The following is a 26,059-nucleotide window of genomic DNA, read 5'->3' on the forward strand; positions in this document are numbered from 1 at the left end:
GAGCAGTCGTGGGTACTCGTTTGCATCGCTTTGGCATGGGAACGAACTCGCTCTGCCACGCGTCATACCGTGGCCTGAGCCAGCGTTTACCGGCCTGCGATTAGTCTTTGCGGGTGTTTTCATGTTTAAATTGAACGCTCGTTCAAGTTAAACCGGTGGTTCGCTGCCCGCTCACATCTGGAGGCTTACCCTTGCCGTATCCGTTTTTTGCAGTTTGTTTTATCAGTCCGGAGGCCTGCGTTTTATGAGTTCTCCGAGTACAACTCCCAGCGGAATGGTCCGCATGAACGCTCCAGTGTTTTACTTCGCTGCGAGCTTCATCCTGATCTTCGGCATCGTCGTCATCGCCTTCCCGCAAGCCAGCGGCGCATGGTTGCTGGCTGCACAAAACTGGGCGGCCAATACGGTCGGCTGGTACTACATGATGGTCATGACCCTGTACCTGGTCTTCGTGGTGGTCACCGCCTTGTCGGGCTTCGGCAAGATCAAGCTCGGTGCCGACCACGACGAACCCGAGTTCAGTTACCTCTCGTGGGCCGGCATGCTGTTCGCTGCGGGGATCAGCATCACGCTGTTCTTCTTCTGCGTCTCGGAACCGCTGACGCATTTGCTGCAACCGCCGCAAGGCGAGGGCGGCACGACCGAGGCTGCGCGTCAGGGTATGCAGTTGCTGTTTCTGCACTGGGGCCTGCATGGCTGGGGCGTGTTTGCCTTTGTCGGTATGGCGCTGGCCTATTTCGCTTATCGACACAACCTGCCGCTGGCACTGCGTTCGGCGCTGTACCCGCTGATCGGCAAACGCATCAACGGCCCTATCGGCTATGCCGTCGATGGCTTCGGCATTATTGCGACCATCTTCGGGCTGGGCGCAGACATGGGCTTCGGTGTGCTGCATCTGAACTCCGGCCTTGATTATCTGTTTGGCGTTCCGCACACCCAATGGATTCAGGTCGGTTTGATCACCCTGATGATGGGGGCGGCGATTCTGGTGGCCATCGCCGGTGTCGACAAGGGCGTGCGCGTCATGTCCGACATCAACATGCTGCTGGCCTGCGCGCTGCTGCTGTTTGTGCTGTTTGCCGGTCCGACCCAGCATTTGCTCAATACGCTGGTGCAGAACATCGGCGACTATCTGGGCGCGCTGCCGAGCAAGAGTTTCGACGTCTACGCCTACGATAAGCCAAGTGACTGGCTGGGCGGCTGGACCGTGTTCTATTGGGCGTGGTGGATTGCCTGGGCGCCATTCGTGGGCCTGTTCATCGCACGTATTTCCCGTGGCCGGACCATCCGTGAATTCGTGTTCGGTGTATTGCTGATTCCACTGGGCTTTACCCTGGCCTGGATGTCGATCTTCGGCAACAGCGCCATCGATCAGGTGCTCAACCACGGTATGACTGCGCTCGGTCAGTCGGCCATCGATGATCCGTCGATGACCCTGTACCTGTTGCTGGAGACCTATCCGTGGAGCAAGACCGTTATCGCGGTCACGGTGTTCATCAGCTTCGTGTTCTTCGTCACCTCGGCCGATTCGGGCACGGTGGTGCTGTCCACGCTCTCGGCCAAAGGCGGCAACCCCGACGAAGACGGCCCGAAATGGCTGCGCGTGTTCTGGGGTGTGGCCACGGCGCTGATCACCAGCGGCTTGCTGTTCTCCGGCAGTATCGATGCGCTGAAATCAGCGGTGGTACTGACTTCGTTGCCGTTCTCGCTGATCCTGCTGCTGATGATGTGGGGCCTGCACAAGGCGTTCGTCATGGAGTCCCAGCGCCAGATCGCGCAACTGTACTCACTGGCGCCAGTGTCCGGTTCACGACGCGGCGGCTGGCGTCAGCGCTTGAGTCAGGCCGTGCATTACCCGTCGCGAGACGAGGTGTATCGCTTCCTCGACCAGACCGTGCGTCCGGCCATTGATGAGGTGACGGCGGTGTTTGTCGAGAAGGGCTTGAGTGTCGTCAATGTGCCTGACCCGTCCAACGACTCGGTGACCCTGGAAATCGGCCACGGCGAAGAGCGTCCGTTCATCTACCAGGTGCAGATGAAAGGCTTCTTCACTCCCTCGTTCGCACGAGGTGGCATGGGCTCCAAGCAGCTGAACAACCGCCGCTACTACCGCGCCGAGGTTCACCTGAGCGAAGGCAGTCAGGACTACGACCTGGTGGGCTACACCAAGGAACAGGTCATCAACGACGTGCTCGACCAGTACGAGCGGCACATGCAGTTCCTGCATCTGGTGCGTTGATCGGAGCATGGGCACGATAGGTGTTCTTTCAGACGCCTATCGTTCCTCACGCTCCAGCGTGGGAATGCCTGGCGTGACGCTCCGCGTCACAAATCTGCGCCACGCCGCACATCCAAGAGCGGACGCAGAGCGTCCAGAACGGCATGTCGACGCGGAGCGTCGCACGATAGTTGAGGTTATCGTTCCTCACGCTCCAGCGTGGGAATGCCGTGGGTGACGCTCCGCGTCACAAATCTGCGCCGCACCGCACATTCAAGATCGGACGCAGAGCGTCCAGAACGGCATGTCGACGCGGAGCGTCGCAGGATAGTTGAGGTGATCGTTCCTCACGCGCTCGCGCAGGCGTGAGATTGCGTCTGCAAACTTACGTACTCTCCCGCTCCACCAAGCTGCAATCCAGCAGATTCAGCCGCTGGATTTCCCCCTCTACCGGCAACACCCCAAGGCTTTCAAGCACGCGCGTTGCGGCCAGTATGCCGATCTCCAGCGCTGGCGGTTTGATGGTGGTCAGGCTGGGCAGCATCATTTCTGCGAAGGCGTAATCGCCAAAGCCCATCACGGCGCAATCCTGCGGGATGTGCAGGCCTGCACGCTGGCTGGCGAGCAGGGCGCCGGCTGCCAGGTTGTCGTTGGCGAAGAAGATGGCGTCGGGGCGAGGTGCCTGGCTCATCAAGGTTTCCATCGCCTGTTTGCCCGCCTCGAATGGCGCTCGCCCGGCATCCGGGACGAATACCCATGGCTGGATGCCAAGCCCTGCCAGGGTGGCGATATACCCGTCGCGTCGCTCCAGTGCGCTGAAGTCCCCCGCGATGCTGTTCTGCACGAACGCAATGCTGCGATAGCCCTTGCCGTACAGATAGCGAGCGGCAGTCACGCCAACGTTGTAGTGAGAAAAACCAATCTGGATCGGGCTGCGCTCCGGCCGATGGTCCCAGGTTTCGATCACCGGGATATCCGCCTGCTCGATCATCTTCTCGGTGGCCGGGCTGTGGAAGCGGCTGGTCAGTACCAGCGCTGCCGGCGACCAGCCCAGAAACGCCCGCACGGCGCTTTCTTCCTGCTCGGCGGAGAAGTAGCTGGAAGCCAGCAGCAACTGGAAACCCTGCTGGCTCAATGTGTCGCTGAAGCCCTGAATGGTGTTGGCGAAGATCGGCCCCGAGATGTTGGGAATGACCATCGCCACTACCTTGCTGCGCGCTGACGCCAGACCACCGGCCACCCGATTGGGCACGTAACCCAGCGCACTGACAGCCGCCGCAATGCGTTCGCGCAACGCTGGCGACACGTGTGCAGGCTGATTGAAATAGCGCGATACGCTGATCGCTGACACACCTGCCTGTCGCGCCACCGTGTCGATGGTCACCCGGCCTGCGCCTCGGCGTTTGCGTGTCGCAGGTTTTTCGTCGGCCATGCTCGATCACTTCGCATACAAGTAAAAAGAATATAAAACTAATTTTTCAGTATTGGACGATCTATCGGTCGTTTCCTGATACTTGTGATGTTAGCGCTAACAACGATGGTTGTCTGCTACTCGCCACCGCGAATGCCCGGCCCCGGTTTAGCCAGCAAGAACACGCGCCAGTGCGCATTGCACTGTCGGATCAGGGCATATTTCAGGCAGGCACGCAGATGCACACAACACGTGGGGATGGCGTCAAACACACACTTCTGGCACAGGCCATCGATCAGGCGCATACGGCGCGGGGGCGTCGTTATGGCTGGTTGCTGATGGGGCTGACGGCCTTGCCGTGGGTTCCGGCGCTGGCGGACGCCGATACTGCGCAGAGCGCTGAGACGGTAGCGCTGGAGTCTGTCACGGTGACCGCCACGCGCCGCGAGGAATCGTTGCAAAAGGTGCCGGTCGCCGTGTCGGTGATTCAGGGCGAACAACTGGAGCGCGATAACCGCAATGGCGTGGCCAGCATTGTGCAGCAGGTGCCGTCGCTGAATTTCCGCACTGGCGCCTCCAACAAGGACACCTCGCTGTTCATTCGCGGGGTCGGCACCATTTCCACCTCGCCGGGCGTCGAGCCAACCGTGGCGACCGTGATTGACGGCGTGGTGTATGCGCGTCCGGGGCAGGCCACGCTGGACCTGCTCGACCTGGAACGCATCGAAGTGCTGCGCGGCCCGCAAGGCACGCTGTTCGGCAAGAATGCATCGGCCGGTGTGCTAAACGTCACCACCAAAGCGCCAACCGAAGAGACCCACGGCTATATCGATCAGTCGTATTACAGCGGCAACGAAAGCCGCACTCGCTTCGGCATCGGCGGCAGTCTGATTCCGCAGACCCTCAAGGGCTCGATCACCACACTTTTCGGCAGCTACGACGGCAATGTCGACAACGCGCTAAACGGTCAGGAAGTCAACGGTTACAACCGCAAGGGCGTGCGCGGCAAGCTGGAATTCACGCCCAACGATGACATCACGTTTACCCTCGCGGCGGATTACATGCAGTCCCATGATGACGCGCCCAACGGCGTAGTGACCAAGGCGCTGACCCCGGCATTTGCCAGTGCCCTGTCGCCAGTGCGTGCGGACAGCGACAACCGCAATGTGCTCAGCGATTACCGCAGCCATGTCGAAGACGTCAACAAAGGCCTGTCCGGCCAGCTCGACTGGCAACTGGGTGATTACACCCTGACGTCCATCACCGCCTGGCGCGGCTGGGACAACACCCAGTATCAGGACGGCGACCGTCTTGGCACCATCACGGCTGCTTTCCCCGGCACTGAAGACAAGGGCGATCTGGCGTTCAACCAGTACTCTCAGGAGTTACGCCTGGCATCGCCGAAAGGCCAGTTTGTCGAGTACGTCGGCGGGCTGTTTTACATGCATGGCAAGAGTGACGAAACCTATCAGCGCACGCTGATCACCCCGACGGCGCAAAACCGTGGCATCGCCGATTACAGCACCACCACCGACAGCTATTCGGTATTCGGCGAAACCACCTTCAACTTCACGCCTGATTTCCGCGCGATTGCCGGCGCACGCTGGACCCACGATGATCTGGAATACGATCACCGCCGCGTTTCGACATCGGCGACGACCGTGAGCGGCATTCAGCCTGCGACCAGCAGTTCCGGTTCGGTGGACGAGGACGGCAAATCCGGGCGCCTGGGGTTGCAATACGACCTGAGCGACAGCGTGATGACCTACATCACCTACTCGCGCGGCTACAAAGGCCCGGCCTATAACGTGTTCTTCAACATGCAGCCGCGCGACACCGAAGCCCTCAAACCGGAAACCTCGAACACCTGGGAGGTCGGCGTCAAAGCCACCTCCTGGAACAACCGTCTGACCACCAATCTGGCGGTGTTCCACAGCGACTACGACAACTATCAGGCGAACTTCTTCGACAGCGTGGCCGGGCAGGTCGTCACGCGCCTGATCAACGCAGGCAGTGTCAGCACCGAAGGTGTCGAGCTGGATTACGCGTTGCAGGCCACCCGCAATCTGAAGTTCTCCGGCGCGCTGTCCTACACCCGCGCACGTATCGACACGTTCTCCTGCCCGGCCGGTGCCGCAGCGTCTTGCAACGTCGATGGCAAAACCCTGCCGTACAGCCCGGACTGGAAAAGCTACGTTCGCGCCGATTACACCATCCCGCTGGACAACGGTCTGGATATCGAACTGGGCACCGACTACAGCTGGCAGAGCGAAGTGCAGTACGACATCAGCCAGAACCCCGACACCAAACAGGGCGCTTATGGCATCTGGAACGCCAGCGTGGCGCTGGCCGATTACAACAGTGGCTGGCGCGTGGCGCTGCTCGGCAAGAACCTCGCCGACAAGTCTTATTCGCCGATGCTGGCAACCGGCGGCAACTACGTTTACCGATCTGTGCCGCGTGATGACGAACGTTATTTCGGCGTGCAGCTACGCAAGGATTTTTGAGTCGTTGCCCGCAGCAATACAGTAAGGAGTGAAGAATGAGCACGACTGCTCGACAGATGAAACTGGGCGCTTTTCTAATGGCCACCGGGCACCACGTTGCGGCGTGGCGCCATGCGGATGTGCCTGCCGATGCGGGGCTGGATTTCAAGCACTATCGGCATTTGGCCAGGGTGGCCGAAGCGGCAAAATTCGATGCGCTGTTTGTGGCGGACAGCGTTGCCGCGGCGACCGGTGATATCGCCAGCCGCATGGCGCGCTCCGATCATTTTGAACCACTGACGCTGCTCTCGGCGCTGAGCGCGGTGACTGACCACATCGGTCTGATTGCAACCGCGACCACCACCTACAACGAGCCGTATCACGTGGCCCGCAAGTTCGCCTCGCTGGATCATCTGTCCGGCGGGCGGGCAGGCTGGAATCTGGTGACGTCGGATGCTGCCGCCGAAGCGCAGAACTTCGGTCGCGCCGAACATGTAGGGCATCCCGAGCGCTATAGCCGCGCACGCGAGTTTCATCAGGTGGTGACCGGCCTGTGGGACAGCTGGGCAGACGATGCTTTCATCCGCGACAAAGCCAGTGGTGAGTACTACGACCCGGCCAGGCTGCATGTGCTCGACCACGTGGGCGAGCACTTCCGCGTCAAAGGGCCGCTGAATGTGGCGCGCTCGCCGCAGGGCCAGCCGGTGGTGGTGCAGGCTGGCTCTTCTGAAGCAGGACGTGATCTGGCGGCACAGACGGCGGAAGTTGTGTTTACCGCCCAGACATCGCTGGCCAGTGCACAGGCGTTTTACGCAGACATCAAGGGGCGTTTGCGCGCATACGGACGTGACGCAGCGTCGCTGAAAGTCATGCCCGGCGTGTTCATCGTCGTGGCAGAAACCGAGGCGCTGGCGAAAGAAAAATTCGAGTCGTTTCAACGCCTGGTCGAGCCTCAGGTGGGTGTCGCTTTGTTGGGGCGCATGCTGGGAAATTTCGACCTGTCGGGCTATCCGCTGGACGGCCCGTTGCCGGAGTTACCGTTGACCGACAGCGGCCAGCGCAGTCGGCAAAAATTGCTGACCGAACTGGCCGATCAGGAAAACCTGACGCTGGCGCAGTTGGGGCGGCGGATTGCCGGTGGGCGAGGGCACTACAGCCTGATCGGCACACCCGCGCAGATCGCCGATGAACTGCAAATCTGGTTCGAACAGGGCGCAGCCGACGGCTTCAATGTGCTGGTGCCGCATCTGCCGGGCGGGCTTGAAGATGTCGCACAGCTGCTGGTGCCTGAGTTGCAGCGGCGCGGGTTGTTTCGTCGCGAATACGAAGGCACGACGTTGCGCGACAACCTGGGCTTGCAGCGGCCTGCTTATAGATTTTGATCACTCCGGCGTTTGCTGCCGCGCAAGGCTGCAGAAAGGCGACGCGGAGCGTCACGACATGCATACCCACGCGGAGCATGGGCACGAGCGTCAACCGGGATAATTTTCGCCGAAAGGATTACCGATGAAATCATTCACCTTTATCACCGCCATTCTGGCCTTCTGCGGTCTGCTCAACAGCGCCTCTGCCGAAGAACCCGACAGCCTGCGCATCGGCTACCAGAAAGGTTCGATCACGCTGGTGCTGGCCAAGGAGCACGCGCTGCTGGAGAAGCGTTTTCCTGATACAAAGATCCAATGGATCGAGTTCCCCGCCGGGCCGCAGATGCTTGAGGCGTTGAACATCGGCAGTCTGGATATTGCTTCAACCGGCGACATTCCGCCGATCTTTGCTCAGGTCGCAGGTGCCGATCTGGTCTACATCGGCGCGGAGCCAGCCAAGCCACAGGCAGAAACCTTGCTGGTGCGCAATGAAAGCCCGCTGCACAGCGTCACTGACCTGAAGGGCCGCAAGGTCGCACTTCAGAAAGGCTCCAGCTCCCACAACGTGGTGCTGCGCGTGCTGAACAAGGCAGGGCTGACCTTCAAGGATATTCAGCCGATCTACCTGACCCCGGCCGATGCCCGCGCCGCGTTCGAGAACGGCAGCGTCGATACCTGGGCAATCTGGGACCCGTACTATTCCATCGCCATGAGCGAAGGCCACAGCCGCCTGCTGGCCAATGGTGAAGGGCTTGGACTGTCGGGGCCCTTCTATACGGCACGCCGGGAGTTCGCCGATAAAAACGGCGCGTTCGTGCAGCAGATCCTTGACGAACTGACCGTTGCCGATGGCCTGTCGCGGACCCGGCGTGCCGAGAGCATTCAGATTCTGGCACGCAGCATGGGCTTGTCTGAGGCGGTCATCACTCAGTATCTTGACCATCGGCCTGCATCACCCAGCCTGCCGATCACACCCGATATCGTGCGTGCGCAGCAGGCGACCGCTGATCTGTTTTACGACAACCACTTGATACCCAAGCGGGTCGACATTCAGCAGGTTGTCTGGCAAAAGCCATGATTCCGGCGTTGCGAACAAGCGTCACCTGTTCGCAACCGCAATCAAGACGCCTCGAATATCCCCCAGACAAGAGAGGACTCAATGACCTACATCGCTGCCGAAAATCGTTACGAAGACATGCCTTATCGCCGTACCGGCCGCAGCGGGCTGGTGCTTCCGGCACTGTCTTTGGGCTTGTGGCACAACTTCGGTGACAGCACGCCGATCGACACCCAGCGCGCCATGCTGCGCACGGCGTTCGATCTGGGCATCAACCATTTCGACCTGGCCAACAACTATGGCCCGCCGTACGGCAGCGCCGAGATCAACTTCGGTCGTTTGCTGCGCGAAGATTTCCAGCAGTACCGCGATGAACTGATTATTTCCAGCAAGGCTGGCTGGGACATGTGGCCAGGGCCTTACGGGCAGGGCGGCGGCTCGCGCAAATACGTGCTTGCCAGCCTTGATCAGAGCCTGCAGCGCATGGGGCTCGATTACGTTGATATTTTCTATTCCCACCGCTTCGATCCGGACACCCCGCTGGAAGAAACCGCCAGCGCGCTTGCCACGGCGGTGCAGCAGGGCAAGGCGCTGTACATCGGTATCTCGTCGTATTCCGGGGCCAAGACCCGCGAAATCGCTGCGCTGCTGAAAGAGTGGAAAGTGCCGTTGCTGATTCACCAGCCGGCCTACAACCTGCTCAATCGCTGGGTCGAGAAAGACCTGCTGGAGGCTACCGAAGAGCTGGGTGCTGGCGTGATCGCCTTTACCGCATTGGCGCAGGGGCTGCTGTCTGACAAATACCTGAACGGCGTGCCCAAGGACGCGCGGGTCAATCGTCCGGGCGGTGGTTCGCTGCAGGCTTCGCACTTGTCCGAACAGAACATCGCCCACGTGCGCGCACTCAACGACATTGCCCAGCGTCGTGGTCAGAGCCTGGCGCAGATGGCCCTGGCCTGGACGTTGCGTGATCCACGCGTAACATCAGCGCTGATCGGCGCGAGCCGCCCGGAGCAAATCATCGAAAACGTCGGTGCGCTGAAGAACCTGGCGTTCAGCAGCGAAGAACTGGCCGAGATCGATAGCTTTGCCGTGGAAGGCGGCATCAATCTGTGGGAAAAACCGTCGCTGGCGGAGTAAGCACAGCCATGGCCGGGTAATAGGCCAGGCTCAGTGCAGGCCGCCATCGGACATTGAAAAATGCACCTGGCGGCCTGCTAGCCTGCACGGGCAGCAGCGCCGAGTTGTTCAGGGGGCGCCACTCAATGACGAAGAAATATCCCGGGGTCATGATGTTTTTCTCCTGCCCTCGGCAATGACCAGCGGATCCGCTGAGTACTGCGAAGGTATTTCGTCCAGTGCCCAGAGATGAAACGCCACAGGTGAGGCGAAGTCCGGGTCTGGCGGGACCTTGGTGTGATACTCGGGATAATGGGTCTGAAAGTCGATGGCGGCCTGCACCAGAAAAGGCTCGCTGAAGCGCCTTCCCCAAAAGGCCGCAGTAATGGGCAATTGCTGTGGAATGCCGGTCGCGCCATGGCCGATGGGCAGCGTCAGCATGGGCCAGGCCAGTGCGTTGGGCTGGGCGAAGTACCTGCGTTGCACCGGAAGCGACTTTGCCACCGGGCCTGCCCGTTCGCCGACATGTGCACCAAGCGGCAGCACCATCATGAAGTCAATCTGATAGTCATTCAGTGCCTTTTCAAAATGCCCCTGTTCCTGGCGGCGTCTGTTCTCTGCTTCGAGTCTGATGCCCACTGGAATGAGTGAGGCAACCTGATCGTACAACTCCGGGTATCTTCGCAGCAGGTATTCCCGGTCGTCTTCATTCTCCAGCGAGCCTGCAAAATCACGCACGGCCGACCAGTGCCGGGTTTCCAGTTGATTGGCGTAACTGGTAACGGCCTGGGCGTTGACACTCATCAGAATGCTGCCATCACTGTTCAGCACGTCATGAATGGGTTCGGGCGCGGTGTAAGGGGTGTTTTCAGGAGCTCCGGCATCCAGCCACGGGAAGTCGACGACCTTTGCGCCCAGCGCTGCAAGCTGGTCCTTGAACCTGACGAAGGCTGCGCTGTAGTCCTCGTCGTAAGACTGCGCGGGAGGTTGTCCAGGCGAAGACATCCAGTCTGTCTGCGGAATGCCTATGGTCAGCCCTTCCAGAGGAAGAGAACCGGGGGTCGGGGTAATGGATAGCTGCTCGCCTATCGACGGGGCCGACAGGCTTTGCGGATCGTTTTCTCCATCAGGGCCGGCAATTATCGACAGGATCAGCGATGCATCACGAATCGAACGGGCCATGGGGCCGACCACGTCCCAGCCGGTTCGCAGCGGCATCACGCCGGCGCCAGACACCAGCCCCAGCGACGGCTTTATCGCGCTGGCGCCATTGGCTGCCGCCGGGATGATAATCGAGCCCGCGGTTTCTTCGCCCAGCGCTGCGGCGCACAGACGCGCAACCGGGGCGACCCCCGAGCCCTGACTGGACCCACCCGGCGTGCGCGTCGGGTCCCACGCATTCCCGGCAAACTGGCCGACGGTATGGGTTGAGAGTTCGGAGCAGATGGTATGACCGATAATCAATGCGCCCTGAGCCCTCAGCCGGGCGACGCATGTCGCATCACGTAATGCCAGGTTGCCGGAAAAGGCCTGAGTGCCGTTTTTGCTTTCAAGGCCCTTGATGGCGAAAGAGTCTTTTATGCCGAAGGGAATTCCGCATAACGGAGGGGCCGGGCCGCGTTCATCGTCCTGGCTGGTCAGCCATCTATCGGCAAGTCTCGCCTGCTCCAGGAGCGCCGAAAAATGCTCAAGACGCACGAAAGCATTGTACTTGCCGTTATCGCCATAGATTTCTTCCGGGCCGTTGAGCTGGGTGATGCGGCTCCAGTACTCGATGAACACCTGTTCGGCGGTCAGTCTTTGCGGGTTGTCTTCGCGCAGCAGTGCGGCGAGTTCGACGATATCGTAGTCAACAATCCGCTCGCGTCTTTCAATGCTGGCACCACACGGCAGTGCAGCAAGCAAACGTAAATTATTGGCGCGCTGTCGGGCGTCAGATTCATCGAATAATGCACTTTCCATACTGATTAGCTCCTTATGCCCCTTGAGTGGGGTCAGAAGAAGCTAATCATTAAAGGACGTGGCGAGTAACTGGCAGAAATGCCAGTGTTCGGTCTTGAGGAAGGCTCAGCTTTCGTCTGCCTCGTCGTCGTCACCGCCGTCGATTTTCATGCCCAGTTCCTTGATCTTGCGGGTCAGGGTGTTGCGGCCCCAGCCCAGCAGCACGGCGGCGTCGCGGCGACGGCCGGCGGTGTGTTTGAGGGCGGTTTCGATCATGATTCGTTCGAAGGTCGGCACCGCGCTGTCCAGCAGGCTGGACTGACCGCGAGACAACGCCTGGTCGGCCCATTGACGCAGCGCCTGTTCCCAGTTGGTAACCGGCGCAGCGTCTTGCGGCAGGCTTAGCAGTTCCGGCGGCAGGTCGCTGATGTGCACTTCACGACCCGAAGCCATGACCGTGATCCAGCGGCAGGTGTTCTCCAGTTGACGAACGTTGCCTGGCCACGGCAGATGCTTGAGGTATTCCTCGGTCTCGGCCTTGAGCAGTTTGGGCTCGACGGACAGCTCCTGCGCTGCGCGGCTCAGGAAGTGCTTGGCCAGCGTCGGAATGTCTTCGCGACGGTCCGACATGCGCGGAATGTGGATACGGATCACGTTCAGGCGGTGGAACAAGTCCTCACGGAACTTGCCGGCCTGCACGAGGATTTCCAGATTCTGGTGCGTCGCGGCAATGATTCGCACGTCGACCTTGACCGGCGTATGACCGCCAACCCGATAGAACTCGCCGTCCGCCAGAACCCTCAGCAGCCGGGTTTGCGTGTCGGCCGGCATGTCGCCGATTTCATCGAGGAACAGCGTACCGCCGTCCGCCTGCTCGAAGCGGCCGCGACGCAGGTTGGCCGCGCCGGTGAAAGCGCCTTTCTCGTGGCCAAACAACTCCGATTCCATCAGGTCCTTGGGAATCGCCGCCATGTTCAGGGCGATGAACGGCGAAGCCGAACGCGGGCTGTGACGGTGCAGGGCGTGAGCGACCAGCTCTTTACCGGTCCCCGATTCGCCGTTGATCAGCACGGTGATGTTGGAATGACTCAGACGCCCGATGGCCCGAAACACTTCCTGCATCGCTGGCGCTTCGCCGATGATTTCAGGGGTGCGGGTCAGGGTCGGCGGCACGTCCAGGCCTTGCTGTTCCTGAGCGTGCTGGTTGGCGCGCTTGACCAGCGAGACGGCTTCGTCGACGTCGAACGGCTTGGGCAGGTACTCGAAAGCACCACCCTGATACGAGGCAACCGCGCTGTCCAGGTCCGAATGGGCCGTCATGATGATCACTGGCAAGCGCGGGTGCTGCTCGCGAATCCGCGCCAGCAGGTCCAGGCCACTGGCGCCGGGCATGCGAATGTCGGAGATGATCACGTCCGGTTGCTGACGGGCCAGACGGCTCATCACCCCGTCGGCGCTGTCGAAGCTTTGCGTGGTCATGCCTTCCTGTTGCAAGGCTTTTTCCAGTACCCAGCGGATAGAACGATCGTCGTCTACGATCCAGACAGTTTCACTACGGCTCATGTCGAAGCTGCTCCTTGTTCCAGCGGCAGGAAGATCGAGAACGTGGTGTGGCCGGGATGGCTGTCACACTCGATCAGGCCCTGGTGCTGGCTGATGATGTTCTGGGTAATGGCAAGACCGAGCCCGGTACCATCCGGGCGGCCACTGACCATCGGGTAGAAAATGGTTTCCTGAAGCTCGGCCGGGATACCCGGACCGTTGTCGATGATTTCGATCTTGCTGACCAGCCGATGGCGCACATGGCCAATGGTGAACTGGCGCATGGCGCGGGTTCGCAGCGTGATCCGGCCGAGGCGCAACTCGTTCTGGCCGCTGATTGCCTGCATCGCATTGCGCACGATATTGAGCACGGCCTGAATCATCTGTTCGCGGTCGATCAGTACATCGGGAATGCTTGGGTCATAGTCGCGCACCAACGTGATGCAACCCTGGCTTTCGGCTTCGACCAGGCTGCACACCCGCTCGAGCACTTCATGCACGTTGGTCATCGCCAGCGAAGGCAGCTTGTTGGAGCCCAGCATGCGGTCGACCAGATTACGCAGCCGGTCGGCCTCTTCGATGATGACGTTGGTGTAGTCCTTGAGGCTTTCTTCCGGCAGTTCGCGGGCCAGCAGTTGCGCGGCACCGCGAATCCCGCCCAGTGGATTCTTTATTTCATGGGCCAGACCGCGTACCAGCATCTTGGTGGTTTCCTGCTTGGACAGCTGCGCTTCTTCTTTGGTGATGCGCAGCAGACGGTCGCGCGGGTGTACTTCAAGCAGCAGCAGGGTTTCGCCTTTGCTGAGGATGGGCGTCACGGCGTAGTCGACCGTCAGGGTCTGGCCGGCAAGTGCGGTGAGCATTGCTTCGCGCTTGGTGAACGGGTGTGCCTGCTCCACCGCCTGGCGCAGTGAACTCAGTGCTTCGGCCGACTCGGTGAACAGCTCGCTGATGAATTGCCCATGGCTGCGCTGCCCGCTGATCGCCAGCAGCATTTCCGCTGCCGGGTTCATGTACTCAAGTCGCAGGTCGGAGTTGAGCAGAATGGTGGCAGTGGTCAGGTTATCCAGTAACAGTCTGTGCAGCGCGTCGCTGATAGTCATGAATCGTGTTGACCTCTTTTGGCACATTGCAGTCGTGCAATGCGGGTGCTGGGTGGTCTTCGCCAGCATGAGCAAAATCACCGATACGGTGCTTGATAGGTGCTGTGTCAGTGAAGTTGCAAAAACCAAACCAAGGCTCCGAAAAGAAGCGCTTTATCTGCAAATTCGGGGCATTTTTTCAAAGTGTGCCCGCATACGGCGCTATCCGGGCCGCATTTCTGAACCAGTTTGGGCTGTATTGTTGCGCAGTCAGGCTGATGGCGCACCAAAAAGGTGCCTGGCTTGGGCGGGAGTCAGAAGAACGGCAGAATGCTGCTTTTTGGCTCTGGCTTGTCCTTGAGCGGGCATTCCGGACGAACGCCGTATTGCTCGTCCTTGCAGGGGTTGGTCATACGCTTCTGCGCCAGGGAAACGCGCTGCACGTGGAGCGGCTGATTCGGGGTCTTTTCCAGCACCCGGCCGAGCTCATCGAAAATTTCCACCGACAGCTGATGGGTACCGCGATCGATATTGCTCACCGGAAACACCGGGCTGCGTCCAGGCTGGCCGACAGCAACGCCGTCCAGCAACAACCGGTAGCTGTGGCCCGGCTGCAGGGCAGGGTCACTGGTCACGGTGACGATGAATTCGCCACTCGGATTGTTCAGCGTCGCATCCGGCTCCGGGACCAGAATTCTCAACAACTGGTAGTGAAACATCGGCGCCGGAGCTGCTGGCCTGGGGCTGGCTTTCAGGGTGCGGGTGGGCGGCGTGCCGGTCATGTTGTTGCTGGGCGGGATGTCGACGCGCTTGGCGTTCTTGTGCGGTTGATCGGTAAATACCCGATTGCCCTGCGCGTCGATGTAGGTGTAGACGTCGGCCAGCGCAGGCAGCGCCGACAGCAACAGCACACCGATCAGCAGGCAGCGCATGCCGGGCCGGTTCATGGTTTGCCGAGATGGACGCGTTGCACCGTCAGCGTGATCGTCTCGCTCTGCTGAATGATCCGCTCGCCATCCTTCACCACCACGGCGAAGCTGTGTTCGCCACGGTCGATATTGACCACCTGAAAACGCGGCAGGTTGGACGGCTGTCCGTACAGATTACCGTCCAGCAGCAGTTGCAGGCGATGGTTCTCCTGCAGGCGCGGCTGGATCTTCACGCCAATGATGAACGTGCCGTTGTTGGCGCGTAAGGCCTCATCAGCTGGCAGGTCCGTGAGCTCCAGTACGTCGTAGGCATGTTGTGGCTGAGATTGAGCGGGCGCTTGTGCCGGGGCCGATGGCGGGGCGCTGTTCACGGCAGGTCTGGACGGTGCCTGGGTGTCGATGCTGTTCAGCGGCGGCAATTCGACCACTTCGCTCCTGGTGCCATTGGGTGGCTGATTGCTGAACGCGGTATTGCCGTTCGCATCGGTGTACTTATAGATCTGCGCCATGGCAGGCAGGCTGATCAACAGCAGCAGGCAAATCAGGCTATGACGCATGAGGCTCTCGACAGCAAAGGGCATGAATGGCGCTCAGCATAGAACACATCGCCCTATGCTGCGCTATCCGCCTGCTGTGTCAGGGTTTTGCGGCACACAGATCGGCAGTGGCCAGCACCAGCGCCTGGTCATGAATCGGGTCGCGCTGATAACGCTTGAGCGCCGCGTCGAGCTGGATCTTGCAGTCTTTTGTCTCGCGCAGCGGCTGGAAGTCGGCGTAGGCCTGCAGCAATTGGGTTTGCAGGCGGTCGAGTTTCGGACGGATGTCGTCCGCCAGGCTCAGTCTGACCGTATCAGGCGCCTTGCCCGCTGCGTGCCACTGGGCGAGAAGGGCGTTCTGCACCTGCTTATTGGCTTCGATCTGTGCGCGGAACAGCCGTTCAACGTCTTCGGGCTTCAGCTTGAACTCGGCAGCGCGGGCCTGCGCGGCGCTGATGACTTGCTGTTCGCGGGGCGGGTCCTCAACGGCCTTGCCGCTGTCCCATTTGCTCAGGGCGACCTGATCGGCGATGGTCAGACGTTCGCTGATTGCTTGCAGCAACGGTTCGATAACAGAAGGCTTTTGCCCGCCGGCGAAGGCGAAGCCTGAGGACATGAAGGTCAGAGTCAGCAGGGAAGTGGCCAGAAGCAGGCGCATGGCGGTTCCATCTCGGATCAGTTGGGGAGACGCAGATTTAACTCCAGGTAACTGATCAGGGCCAGACCTGTGCAGTGAAGAAAACTTTACGTGGTGTACTGCAATCCGGCGTAGTGCGCCCAAACGAAAAGACCTCCCGAAGGAGGTCTCTTGTTACGCCATCAATGCTGGCGCGGCTGGATCAGCAGCTGTAGTACAGCTCGTATTCCAGTGGGTGTACGAAGGTGCGAACGCGGATTTCTTCTTCGCTTTTCAGCGCGATGTAGGCATCGATGAAGTCATCGCTGAATACGCCGCCTTTGGTCAGGAACGCACGGCCCTTGTCCAGTTCTTCCAGGGCTTCTTTCAGGCTGCCGCAAACTTGTGGGATCTCTTTGGCCTCTTCAGGCGGCAGGTCATACAGGTTTTTGTCAGCTGCATCGCCAGGGTGGATCTTGTTCTGGATGCCGTCCAGGCCAGCCATCAACAGGGCTGCGAAGGCCAGGTACGGGTTGGCTGACGGATCCGGGAAGCGTGCTTCGATACGACGGCCGCGCGGGCTGTTGACGTAAGGAATACGGATCGATGCGGAACGGTTACGTGCCGAGTAGGCCAGCATGACCGGTGCTTCGAAACCTGGAACCAGACGCTTGTACGAGTTGGTCGAAGGGTTGGTAAAACCGTTCAGTGCCTTGCCGTGCTTGATGATGCCGCCGATGAAGTACAGCGCGAGGTCGGACAGACCGGCATAGCCTTCACCTGCGAAGGTGTTCTTGCCATCTTTGGCGATGGACATGTGCACGTGCATACCCGAACCGTTGTCACCGTACAGTGGCTTGGGCATGAAGGTAGCGGTACGGCCGTAAGCATCGGCAACGTTGTGTACGCAGTACTTCAGGGTCTGAACTTCGTCAGCCTTTTTAACCAGCGTGTTGAATTTCACGCCGATTTCGTTCTGGCCAGCGGTCGCCACTTCGTGGTGGTGAACTTCAACGGTCTGGCCCATTTCTTCCAGAGCGTTGCACATGGCAGTACGGATTTCGTGGTCGTGGTCAAACGGCGGAACCGGGAAATAACCACCTTTGACGCCTGGACGGTGGCCTTTGTTGCCGCCTTCGACGTCCTGATCGGACATCCACGAACCTTGTTCAGAGTAGATCTTGAACATGGAGCCGGAGATGTCGGATTTGAATTTCACTTCGTCGAAGATGAAGAATTCTGGCTCCGGGCCTGCGAATACCGTGTCACCAATACCGGTGGACTTCAGGTATTCCTCGGCGCGACGAGCGATGGCGCGTGGGTCGCGATCGTAACCTTGCATGGTCGAAGGTTCGATGATGTCGCACACCAGGATCAGGGTAGGCTCTTCGGTGAACGGATCCAGGACCGCGGTTTCATCGTCCGGCAGCAGGATCATGTCGGAGGCTTCGATGCCTTTCCAGCCGGAAATGGAGGAACCGTCGAACATCTTGCCGACTTCGAAGAAGTCGTCTTCCAGCGCATCGCGAGCTGGCATGGTCACGTGGTGCTGCGTACCTTTTGTGTCCGTGAAGCGCAGATCAATCCACTTAACGTCATGATCTTTGATGAGTTGAACCGACTTCGACATGGTGTCCTCCGGGTGGCTAGAGACCTACTTGTTGGTAGAGTGTGGGTCCCTTGAATTTTGGTGATGCCGGCTCGAATATTCTGCCAAGGCAACCTGCCTCACAAGGGAGCAATTTGCATGCCAGTGCCCTGTGTTGGGTTTTTTGCTTCAAATGAAGGCTTTCAGGGGCTGAAAGCGCTTGAGTCGGAGAAAACGCGCACCGTTATGGCGCTGCATTTTGGTGCGTCGACTCTTTTTGGTGCGCTGCTTATCTGCTGTACGATAACTGGTTAAACCTTGAGCAATTTCCGCTATAATCCGCGCCCCCCTTTTTTGGTCGGCACCTCACGCTCCGTTTCCATGAAACTAATCGTTAAAGTTTTCCCAGAAATCACCATTAAAAGCCCGCCGGTTCGCAAGAAATTCATCCGGCAGCTGGGCAAGAACATTCGTACCGTGCTCCGGGAACTGGACGCGGACATTGTCGTGGGTGGCGTATGGGACAACCTTGAGGTCGAAACCCGCCAGACCGACCCCAAAGTGCTGCAGGGCATCAGGGATCGGCTGAGTTGCATGCCGGGCATCGCCAACTTTCTGCAAGTGGCCGAGTACCCGCTGGGCGATCTGGACGACATCGTTGCCAAGTGCAAACTGCACTATGCAGACCTGCTGCCGGGCACGATGTTTTCGGTGCGCTGCAAACGTGCCGGTCGTCACGATTTCAGCTCCATGGACGTCGAGAAATACGTCGGCAGCAAGCTGCGCATGCAATGTGGCGCCGCCGGAATCGAGCTGAAAAAGCCCGATCTGGTCGTGCGCATGGAAATTCGCGACCAACGGTTGTTTGTCGTGCATGACCAGCACAAAGGCCTGGGCGGCTACCCGCTCGGCGCGCTGGAGCAGACCCTGGTATTGATGTCCGGCGGTTTCGATTCGACCGTTGCGGCCTACCAGATCATGCGCCGCGGCTTGATGGCGCACTTCTGCTTCTTCAATCTGGGCGGACGTGCCCATGAACTGGGCGTGATGGAAGTCGCGCACTTCATCTGGAAGAAGTACGGCAGTTCGCAGCGCGTGCTGTTCGTCAGCGTGCCTTTCGAGGAAGTTCTCGGAGAAATTCTGCAGAAAGTCGATAACAGTCATATGGGTGTAGTTTTGAAGCGTATGATGTTACGCGCTGCATCCGCGGTGGCTGATCGTCTCGAAATCGATGTGCTGGTCACGGGCGAAGCGATTTCACAGGTTGCCAGCCAGACGCTGCCGAACCTGTCGCTGATCGACGCGGCGACCGACAAGCTGGTCTTGCGCCCGCTTGTTGCAAGCCACAAGCAGGACATCGTGGACCTGGCGACTGAAATCGGCACCGCTGATTTTGCCCGGCACATGCCTGAGTATTGCGGGGTGATTTCGGTCAACCCCAAGACCAACGCCAAGCGTAACCGCGTTGAGTACGAAGAAAAGCAGTTCGACATGGCGATTCTCGAGCAAGCGCTCGAGCGCGCCAAGCTGGTTTCGATCGATCGGGTCATCGACGATCTGAGCCGCCATGTCGACATTGAAGAAGTCAGCCAGGCGCTGGCCGGCCAGGTCATCATCGACATCCGTCACCCGGATGCCCAGGAAGACCAGCCGTTGCAAGTGCCCGGCGTGGAGATACAGACGTTGCCGTTCTACGCATTGAATAGCCGCTTCAAGGCACTGGATGACACGCGCCAGTACCTGCTGTATTGCGACAAAGGCGTCATGAGTCGCCTGCATGCTCACCATTTGCTCAGTGAGGGGCATGCCAATGTGCGCGTTTATCGACCGAGCTAAGTGCCCGGGGCTGTTTGCCTGTGGCTTGCGTCACCGGCCCCCCGACACCAGTCGTCATGCCGTAACGGCTTTTGCCGACTCAAAATAGTAATCGCTGTCCTTAAACAGTCAGCAGACCGAATCCTCTGATCGAGATACACAAGTGATCGAAAATCTACGTAACATCGCCATCATTGCTCACGTTGACCATGGTAAGACCACCCTGGTAGACAAACTCCTGCGTCAATCCGGCACTCTGGAGCGCGGCGAGCTCAACGATGAGCGCGTGATGGACTCCAACGACCAGGAAAAAGAGCGCGGTATTACCATTCTCGCGAAGAACACCGCGATCAACTGGAATGGCTACCACATCAACATCGTGGACACCCCGGGCCACGCTGACTTCGGTGGTGAAGTAGAGCGCGTGATGTCGATGGTCGACTCCGTACTGCTGCTGGTCGATGCCCAGGACGGCCCTATGCCGCAAACCCGTTTTGTGACCAAGAAGGCTTTCGAAGCCGGCCTGCGTCCAATCGTGGTCATCAACAAGGTTGACCGTCCAGGCGCGCGTCCGGACTGGGTTCTGGACCAGATCTTCGACCTGTTCGACAACCTCGGTGCTACCGAAGAACAGCTGGACTTCAAAGTCGTCTACGCCTCGGCCCTGAACGGCATTGCCGGTCTGGAACACACCGACATGGCTGAAGACATGACTCCGCTGTATCAGTCCATCGTCGATAACGTTCCGGCCCCTAAAGTCGACCGTGACGGTCCGTTCCAGATGCAAATCTCGGCACTGGACTACAACAGCTTCCTGGGCATCATTGGTGTTGGCCGTATCGCTCGCGGCAAGGTCAAGCCAAACACTCAGGTTGTGGCTATCGATGCCAACGGCAAGCGCCGTAACGGTCGTATCCTGAAACTGATGGGTCACCACGGTCTGCACCGTATCGACGTCGACGAAGCGGCTGCCGGCGACATCGTCTGCATCAGCGGCTTCGAAGAGCTGTTCATCTCCGACACCCTGTGCGATCCACAGAACGTTGAAGCGATGAAGCCGCTGACCGTTGACGAACCTACCGTTTCCATGACTTTCCAGGTAAACGACTCGCCTTTCTGCGGTAAAGAAGGCAAGTTCGTCACCAGCCGTAACATCAAGGAACGTCTGGACAAAGAGCTGCTGTACAACGTTGCCCTGCGCGTTGAAGAAGGCGACACCGCCGACAAGTTCAAGGTCTCCGGCCGTGGTGAGCTGCACCTCTCGGTACTGATCGAAACCATGCGTCGCGAAGGCTTCGAAATGGGTGTCGGCCGTCCTGAAGTGATCATCCGCATGGTTGATGGCGTCAAGCACGAACCGTTCGAAAACGTCACCATCGACCTGCCGGAAGAATCCCAGGGTTCGATCATGGAGCAGATCGGTATCCGTAAGGGCGACCTGACCAACATGGTTCCGGATGGCAAGGGCCGTGTGCGCCTTGAGTACAACATCCCGGCACGTGGCCTGATCGGTTTCCGTAACGAGTTCCTGACCCTGACTTCCGGCGCAGGCATCTTGACCAGCATCTTCGACCGTTACGACGTGATGAAGTCTGGCGACATGTCCGGCCGTCAGAACGGCGTTCTGGTTTCGGTTGCTACCGGCAAGGCGCTGACCTACTCCCTGGAAACACTGCAAGCCCGTGGCAAGCTGTTCCTGGGTCATGGCGAAGACGTGTACGAAGGTCAGATCGTCGGCATCAACAGCCGCGACAACGACCTGGGTGTCAACCCAACCAAAGGCAAGAAGCTCGACAACATGCGTGCTTCCGGTAAAGACGAAACCATCGCTCTGGTTCCGCCTATCCGTTTCACTCTGGAACAAGCGCTGGAATTCGTACAAGAAGACGAACTCTGCGAAGTGACTCCAAAGTCGATCCGCCTGCGTAAGAAAATCCTTGGCGAAAGCGAGCGTACTCGCGCTGCCAAGAAGTCGGGCAACTGAGTAATCAGTTAGTCGGCTAGACACAAAAAACCCGGTCGCGAGACCGGGTTTTTTTATGCCTGCCATTTGTGGCCTCTGGCATCCGCCAGCTCGGCAGCACGTTACTTGGAACGGCCGCCCACGGGCGCCAGCAGCAACTCGATGCGCTGCTTGCGGATACCGTCCGCAGCGGCTTCGGCCAGCGCTGCGTCGGTGATGATGGTGTCGAACTGCTCCAGCCCGGCCACCTTGTACATGCCGAAGGTGCCGTATTTGGAGCTGGTGGCGATCAATACGGTTTGCGAAGCGGACTGCATCGCCGCCTGCTTGACCTCGACCTTCAATGCCGAGGGTGTGGTGGTGCCGCGTTGCAGGTCCCACGAGCTGGTCGACATGAACGCCACGTCGGTGGCCAGCTGGCGCAACGTTGCGGCGGCAAGCCCGCCGACACTGGAGCGGTTCGGATGATCGAGCAGGCCGCCGGTGTGAATCACATCCACGTGCGCGGCGTCGGCCAGCGCATTGACCACGCCGAAATCATTGGTCACCACGGTCATGCCTGACAACGCAACGATATGCGGCACGATCTCCAGCGTGCTGGTGCCCGCGTCCAGATAGATCGTCATGTCCGGGTGCAGCAAACCCGCTGCCAGCCGCGCCATGCCCTGCTTGTGCGGCAGCTCGACGACGGCTTTCGATTGATGGCTGGGTTCGCTGTGTACCTGACTGGCGATGCGCACGCCGCCAGTCACCGAGTAGGCCCGGCCTTCCTGTTCCAGCACGGCGATGTCGCGGCGGATGGTCATGTGCGAGCAGTCGAACATCTCCATCAACTGATGAACGCTGAGTACCTGATGCTTGCGCAACTGACGCAGCATCAGCTCCCGGCGTTGATCGGGAATCATAGGTGTACCGCCGGCAATGGCGATCTCCTCTTCAGTGGACATGCGTGCTCCTGTGCATCAATGAGCCGCCCCAGGCAGCAGGCGGTCCGCGCATCTTAGCCAATCGCTTCGGCAATGGAAGCGTCGACCCGGCTTTTTTGCGCGGTGCGGCTCATCTGCGCACCGGTTGCCCCTCAGCTCATCCAGTTGCCGCCGTCGACGTTATAGGTCTGGGCCACCACGTATTGGCTGTCGCTGGAGGCGAGAAAGATCGCCATGCCGGTCAGGTCATCTGCCGTGCCCATGCGCCCATAGGGCACCTGCTCGCCCACCAGCCTTTTCTTCTCGCCCAGCGGCCGGTTTTCATAACGGGCGAACATCGCATCGACCCCGTCCCAGTGCTCGCCGTCGACCACGCCCGGAGCAATGGCATTCACATTGATGCCGTGCCTGATGAGGTCCAGACCGGCCGATTGCGTCAGGCTGATCACAGCAGCCTTGGTCGCGCAGTATACCGCCACCAGCGCTTCGCCTCGGCGACCGGCCTGGCTGGCCATGTTGATGATCTTGCCGCCGTGGCCCTGGGCAATCATCTGCCTTGCAGCCGCCTGCAAGGTGAACAGCGTGCCGGCGACGTTGATTGAAAACAGCCGCTCATAGCTTTCGCGGGTGATCTCGACAATCGGCGCCAGATCGAACAGCGCCGCGTTGTTGATGAGGATATCCAGCTTGCCGTTGTGCGCGACGACGGCGGCGATGGCCTGATCGATGGACGCCTGATCCGTTACGTCCATGCTGACCGCATAAGCGTTCGGCCCCAGTTCAGCCGCCGTGGCCTGTGCGCGCTGCAGATTGATGTCGGCAATGGCCACACTGGCCCCTTCGCGAATGTAGGCCTGCGCAAAAGACCGCCCAATACCTCGCGCCGATCCGGTGATCAGCGCACTTTTACCGTCTAGTCGTTTCATGGGTTTATCGTCCGTCCAATACAGTTGAGGGCTGCCGGGTTATTTCGGATAACCGGCGCGTTTCATCTCGCGTTCAGTGACGGCCTGCGCGGCGCTGAGTGCCTGCTCGGTGGTGGTCTGCCCGGTCACGGCAGCAGAGAACAACTTGCCGACCGAGGTGCCGATGGCCTGAAACTCGGGAATGGTCACGTACTGGATGCCAACGTAAGGCACCGGCCTGGCCGAGGGTTGCGCAGGGTCGGCGTGTTGCATCATCTGCAACGTGACCTTGGCGAACGGCGCAGCCTTAAGATAAGCCTCACTGTAGGTGGACGTGCGGGTACCGGGCGGTACGTTGGAGATGCCATCCGTCTTGGCGACCAGCTGGATATAGTCTTTGGACGTAGCCCAAGTGATGAAGGCCTTGGCTGCGTCTTTGTGCTTCGAGGTGGCCGGTATTGCCAGCGACCAGGCATACAGCCATGACGAGCCCTTGTCCGTCACCTCAACCGGCGCAGGCGCAAAGCCGACGCTGTCGACCACCTTGCTCTGCTCCTTGTCGGTGGTGAAGGAACCGGCCACGCTGGCGTCTACCCACAGGGCGCATTTGCCGCTGTTGAACAGCGCAAGGGTTTCGTTGAAGCCGTTGCTCGACACACCCGGTGGGCCGTAATTCTTGAGGGTATTGACGTAGAAATTCGCAGCGTTGCTCCATTCCGGGCTGGTCAGCTCGGGTTTCCACTGCTCATCGAACCAGCGCGCGCCGAAGGCGTTGGCCATGGTGCTCAGCAGCGCGATGTTCTCACCCCAGCCGGCCTTGCCGCGCAGGCACATGCCGTAAATCCCCTTGTCGGGCTGATGTAGCTTTGCCGCAAATTCGCCCAACTGCGTCCAGGTCGGATGCTCTGGCATGCTCAAACCCGCCTGTTTGAACAGATCGGTGCGGTAATAGGTGATCGTGCTTTCGCCATAAAAGGGCAGGGCATACAGGGTGTTGTTGACTGACAAACCCTGACGTACCGAGGCAAAGATATCTTCCAGATCATATTCCGGGGCCAGGCCGGTAATCGGCTCCAGCCACTTTTTGGCACCCCACAGCGGCGTTTCATAAGTGCCGATGGTCAGCACGTCGAACTGGGCACCCTGCGTAGCGATGTCGGTGGTCAGGCGCTGGCGCAAGACGTTTTCTTCAAGCACCACCCAGTTGAGCTTGATCTCAGGATGCTGCTGCTCAAAGAGTTTCGACAGGCGCTGCATACGGATCATGTCGCCGTTGTTCACCGTGGCAATGGTCACGGTTTCGGCGGCCTGAGCGGCCAGGCTGAGGAAGGCGAACGAAACGCCTGCGGACAGGAAAAGCGCTTTCTGGATGTTCATCGTAGTGCTCTCCACTCCGCGCCTTGCGGGCGGGAGCTATTGTTTTTGTTGTTGACCACGGCTGCACTGAACGGCCTGGTGGACGTCCCGATTACAGCAGCCTGTGCTGCGCTGAACAAACGCAGCAGAAACGCCTGACTGATACTTTTTTAACCGAGTGCCGCCCGGTGGTCAGAAAGCAAAAAAGTATCAGTGTCGATTTGAGCGCGAGCTAGCATTGGCCGGTCGGGAGGGCGTATGTTCAAGTGTCCATAGCGCATTCATAACGATAAAAGGGGCATCCAGTGCCTGACAGTCGAGCGGCCTTGTTCGAGCAGCGTCCCGCCGAGCTTGAAGTCATCCTCCCACAGCCAGACCATTGCTTTCGCTGGTATGAGCACGACTATCCTTACGCGTTGGCGCGCTGGAACCACCATCCGGAATTCGAAATCCATCTGATCCGCCAAGGCAGCGGCAAACTGGTGGCCGGCGATTACATCGGACAGTTCGGCGCCGGTCATGTGGCGCTGATCGGTCCGGATCTGCCCCATGACTGGATCGGCGATCTGGCCCCCGGTGAACACCTGGCCGGGCGGGATGTGGTGTTGCAGTTCGATGGTGCAGCGCTGCTGGCGCTACGCGGCACGTTGCCGGAAATGGGCGACTTGCAGCGCCTGTTCGAGCAGGCGCGTCGCGGGCTGGAGTTCACCGGGGCGACGGCTGTACAGGCTGCGCGCCTGCTGGAGCAGATCGGCCCGGCACAAGGTCTGGAGCGGCTGATTCTGTTCCTGCAACTGGTCAATACGCTGATGAAAGCGCCTGCGCAGGAGGTTCGCCTGCTGGCCAGCGCCTGGTATGCGCCGACCCTGGATGCGCGCAGCTCGGAGCGGATCAACAAGGCGTTCGATTATCTGCTCAAGGAATTGACCAGCGATATCCGGTTGTCAGTGATTGCCCGGCAACTGGACATGAGCGATCCGGGTTTCTCGCGCTTCTTCAAACGCACCACCGGCCACTGTTTCATCGATCTGATGCGCAAATTGCGGGTCCAGCGGGCTTGCCGGTTGCTGCTGCACAGCGAGATGTCGGTGTCGGACATCTGCTTCGAAGTCGGCTACGCCAACCTGTCCAACTTCAACCGGCACTTTCGCGTGGAAATGCAGCAGACGCCCAGTGAGTACCGGCGCGCCGCTGCAGCAACGTGA

At 59.7% G+C, this 26,059-nt stretch carries 19 protein-coding genes; 8 read left to right on the top strand and 11 right to left on the bottom strand.

Annotated features, from left to right (window positions below):
* The first annotated feature begins 283 nt into the window (after positions 1–283).
* Entirely contained in the window at positions 284–2,239 is a 1,956-nt protein-coding gene (gene betT / locus I9H07_RS00880; protein WP_200866808.1) for a choline transporter BetT, read from the top strand.
* Positions 2,240–2,603: 364 nt separating this feature from the next.
* Here betT and I9H07_RS00885 read toward each other — a convergent pair whose 3' ends face one another.
* Complete coding sequence (locus tag I9H07_RS00885) at positions 2,604–3,650, bottom strand: LacI family DNA-binding transcriptional regulator (protein ID WP_236424611.1); 1,047 nt, start codon at positions 3,648–3,650, stop codon at positions 2,604–2,606.
* Between the two features lie 170 nt (positions 3,651–3,820).
* Here I9H07_RS00885 and I9H07_RS00890 point away from each other — a divergent pair, with 170 nt between their 5' ends.
* The 4 genes from I9H07_RS00890 (at position 3,821) to mgrA (ending at position 9,676) form a co-directional block, all read left to right on the top strand.
* Positions 3,821–6,136, top strand: coding sequence for a TonB-dependent receptor (locus I9H07_RS00890; protein ID WP_201022781.1), 2,316 nt, complete (start codon positions 3,821–3,823; stop codon positions 6,134–6,136).
* A 35-nt stretch (positions 6,137–6,171) separates the two neighbouring features.
* The gene (locus tag I9H07_RS00895; RefSeq protein ID WP_236424609.1) at positions 6,172–7,497 is read left to right on the top strand and encodes an LLM class flavin-dependent oxidoreductase; all 1,326 of its coding nucleotides are present in this window, start codon (positions 6,172–6,174) and stop codon (positions 7,495–7,497) included.
* A 124-nt stretch (positions 7,498–7,621) separates the two neighbouring features.
* Positions 7,622–8,557: a sulfonate ABC transporter substrate-binding protein gene (locus I9H07_RS00900; protein ID WP_058823818.1), complete on the top strand. Its 936-nt coding sequence runs from the start codon at positions 7,622–7,624 to the stop codon at positions 8,555–8,557.
* A gap of 81 nt (positions 8,558–8,638) precedes the next feature.
* The gene (gene mgrA / locus I9H07_RS00905; RefSeq protein WP_024672930.1) at positions 8,639–9,676 is read left to right on the top strand and encodes an L-glyceraldehyde 3-phosphate reductase; all 1,038 of its coding nucleotides are present in this window, start codon (positions 8,639–8,641) and stop codon (positions 9,674–9,676) included.
* 147 nt (positions 9,677–9,823) lie between these two features.
* Here mgrA and I9H07_RS00910 read toward each other — a convergent pair whose 3' ends face one another.
* The 7 genes from I9H07_RS00910 to glnA all read right to left on the bottom strand — a co-directional run bounded on the left by I9H07_RS00910 (position 9,824) and on the right by glnA (position 17,931).
* Complete coding sequence (locus I9H07_RS00910) at positions 9,824–11,617, bottom strand: amidase (RefSeq protein ID WP_236424607.1); 1,794 nt, start codon at positions 11,615–11,617, stop codon at positions 9,824–9,826.
* A gap of 105 nt (positions 11,618–11,722) precedes the next feature.
* Positions 11,723–13,159, bottom strand: coding sequence for a nitrogen regulation protein NR(I) (ntrC, locus tag I9H07_RS00915; RefSeq protein WP_058391939.1), 1,437 nt, complete (start codon positions 13,157–13,159; stop codon positions 11,723–11,725).
* Positions 13,156–14,241: a nitrogen regulation protein NR(II) gene (gene glnL, locus I9H07_RS00920; RefSeq protein WP_024643323.1), complete on the bottom strand. Its 1,086-nt coding sequence runs from the start codon at positions 14,239–14,241 to the stop codon at positions 13,156–13,158. The genes ntrC and glnL overlap by 4 nt, the downstream gene beginning before the upstream one ends.
* Positions 14,242–14,534: 293 nt before the next feature.
* Positions 14,535–15,152, bottom strand: a complete 618-nt coding sequence (locus I9H07_RS00925) for a DUF4124 domain-containing protein (protein ID WP_032606578.1) — start codon at positions 15,150–15,152, stop codon at positions 14,535–14,537.
* An 11-nt stretch (positions 15,153–15,163) separates the two neighbouring features.
* Positions 15,164–15,706, bottom strand: a complete 543-nt coding sequence (locus I9H07_RS00930) for a DUF4124 domain-containing protein (RefSeq protein WP_024675031.1) — start codon at positions 15,704–15,706, stop codon at positions 15,164–15,166.
* 79 nt (positions 15,707–15,785) lie between these two features.
* Positions 15,786–16,343 (bottom strand): chorismate mutase, encoded by a 558-nt coding sequence (locus tag I9H07_RS00935; protein ID WP_024675032.1) that lies wholly within the window; start codon positions 16,341–16,343, stop codon positions 15,786–15,788.
* Positions 16,344–16,524: 181 nt separating this feature from the next.
* Positions 16,525–17,931 (bottom strand): type I glutamate--ammonia ligase, encoded by a 1,407-nt coding sequence (gene glnA / locus I9H07_RS00940; RefSeq protein ID WP_024643327.1) that lies wholly within the window; start codon positions 17,929–17,931, stop codon positions 16,525–16,527.
* 339 nt (positions 17,932–18,270) lie between these two features.
* Between glnA and thiI the strand changes: the two genes are divergently transcribed.
* Positions 18,271–19,725, top strand: a complete 1,455-nt coding sequence (gene thiI, locus I9H07_RS00945; protein ID WP_058391942.1) for a tRNA uracil 4-sulfurtransferase ThiI — start codon at positions 18,271–18,273, stop codon at positions 19,723–19,725.
* A 142-nt stretch (positions 19,726–19,867) separates the two neighbouring features.
* Positions 19,868–21,688 (top strand): translational GTPase TypA, encoded by a 1,821-nt coding sequence (gene typA / locus I9H07_RS00950; protein ID WP_024675034.1) that lies wholly within the window; start codon positions 19,868–19,870, stop codon positions 21,686–21,688.
* A 101-nt stretch (positions 21,689–21,789) separates the two neighbouring features.
* Here typA and I9H07_RS00955 read toward each other — a convergent pair whose 3' ends face one another.
* The 3 genes from I9H07_RS00955 to I9H07_RS00965 form a co-directional block, all read right to left on the bottom strand.
* Positions 21,790–22,614 (bottom strand): DeoR/GlpR family DNA-binding transcription regulator, encoded by an 825-nt coding sequence (locus I9H07_RS00955; RefSeq protein WP_058823820.1) that lies wholly within the window; start codon positions 22,612–22,614, stop codon positions 21,790–21,792.
* 131 nt (positions 22,615–22,745) lie between these two features.
* Positions 22,746–23,519, bottom strand: coding sequence for an L-iditol 2-dehydrogenase (locus I9H07_RS00960; protein ID WP_024675036.1), 774 nt, complete (start codon positions 23,517–23,519; stop codon positions 22,746–22,748).
* 39 nt (positions 23,520–23,558) lie between these two features.
* On the bottom strand, positions 23,559–24,875 hold the full coding sequence (locus I9H07_RS00965; protein WP_058391934.1) for an ABC transporter substrate-binding protein: 1,317 nt from the start codon (positions 24,873–24,875) through the stop codon (positions 23,559–23,561).
* A gap of 284 nt (positions 24,876–25,159) precedes the next feature.
* Between I9H07_RS00965 and I9H07_RS00970 the strand changes: the two genes are divergently transcribed.
* Positions 25,160–26,059: an AraC family transcriptional regulator gene (locus I9H07_RS00970; protein ID WP_024675038.1), complete on the top strand. Its 900-nt coding sequence runs from the start codon at positions 25,160–25,162 to the stop codon at positions 26,057–26,059.

This window comes from Pseudomonas syringae, from assembly GCF_023278085.1.
In the GTDB taxonomy this organism is placed as follows: domain Bacteria; phylum Pseudomonadota; class Gammaproteobacteria; order Pseudomonadales; family Pseudomonadaceae; genus Aquipseudomonas; species Aquipseudomonas syringae_Q.

What these genes read in the sequence shown, in the direction of transcription:
- betT (WP_200866808.1), top strand. Translation starts at nt 284, where the DNA reads ATGAACGCTCCAGTGTTTTACTTCGCTGCGAGCTTCATCCTGATCTTC.
- I9H07_RS00885 (WP_236424611.1), bottom strand. Translation starts at nt 3,650, where the DNA reads ATGGCCGACGAAAAACCTGCGACACGCAAACGCCGAGGCGCAGGCCGG.
- I9H07_RS00895 (WP_236424609.1), top strand. Translation starts at nt 6,172, where the DNA reads ATGAGCACGACTGCTCGACAGATGAAACTGGGCGCTTTTCTAATGGCC.
- I9H07_RS00900 (WP_058823818.1), top strand. Translation starts at nt 7,622, where the DNA reads ATGAAATCATTCACCTTTATCACCGCCATTCTGGCCTTCTGCGGTCTG.
- mgrA (WP_024672930.1), top strand. Translation starts at nt 8,639, where the DNA reads ATGACCTACATCGCTGCCGAAAATCGTTACGAAGACATGCCTTATCGC.
- I9H07_RS00910 (WP_236424607.1), bottom strand. Translation starts at nt 11,617, where the DNA reads ATGGAAAGTGCATTATTCGATGAATCTGACGCCCGACAGCGCGCCAAT.
- ntrC (WP_058391939.1), bottom strand. Translation starts at nt 13,159, where the DNA reads ATGAGCCGTAGTGAAACTGTCTGGATCGTAGACGACGATCGTTCTATC.
- glnL (WP_024643323.1), bottom strand. Translation starts at nt 14,241, where the DNA reads ATGACTATCAGCGACGCGCTGCACAGACTGTTACTGGATAACCTGACC.
- I9H07_RS00925 (WP_032606578.1), bottom strand. Translation starts at nt 15,152, where the DNA reads ATGCGCTGCCTGCTGATCGGTGTGCTGTTGCTGTCGGCGCTGCCTGCG.
- I9H07_RS00930 (WP_024675031.1), bottom strand. Translation starts at nt 15,706, where the DNA reads ATGCGTCATAGCCTGATTTGCCTGCTGCTGTTGATCAGCCTGCCTGCC.
- I9H07_RS00935 (WP_024675032.1), bottom strand. Translation starts at nt 16,343, where the DNA reads ATGCGCCTGCTTCTGGCCACTTCCCTGCTGACTCTGACCTTCATGTCC.
- glnA (WP_024643327.1), bottom strand. Translation starts at nt 17,931, where the DNA reads ATGTCGAAGTCGGTTCAACTCATCAAAGATCATGACGTTAAGTGGATT.
- thiI (WP_058391942.1), top strand. Translation starts at nt 18,271, where the DNA reads ATGAAACTAATCGTTAAAGTTTTCCCAGAAATCACCATTAAAAGCCCG.
- I9H07_RS00955 (WP_058823820.1), bottom strand. Translation starts at nt 22,614, where the DNA reads ATGTCCACTGAAGAGGAGATCGCCATTGCCGGCGGTACACCTATGATT.
- I9H07_RS00960 (WP_024675036.1), bottom strand. Translation starts at nt 23,519, where the DNA reads ATGAAACGACTAGACGGTAAAAGTGCGCTGATCACCGGATCGGCGCGA.
- I9H07_RS00965 (WP_058391934.1), bottom strand. Translation starts at nt 24,875, where the DNA reads ATGAACATCCAGAAAGCGCTTTTCCTGTCCGCAGGCGTTTCGTTCGCC.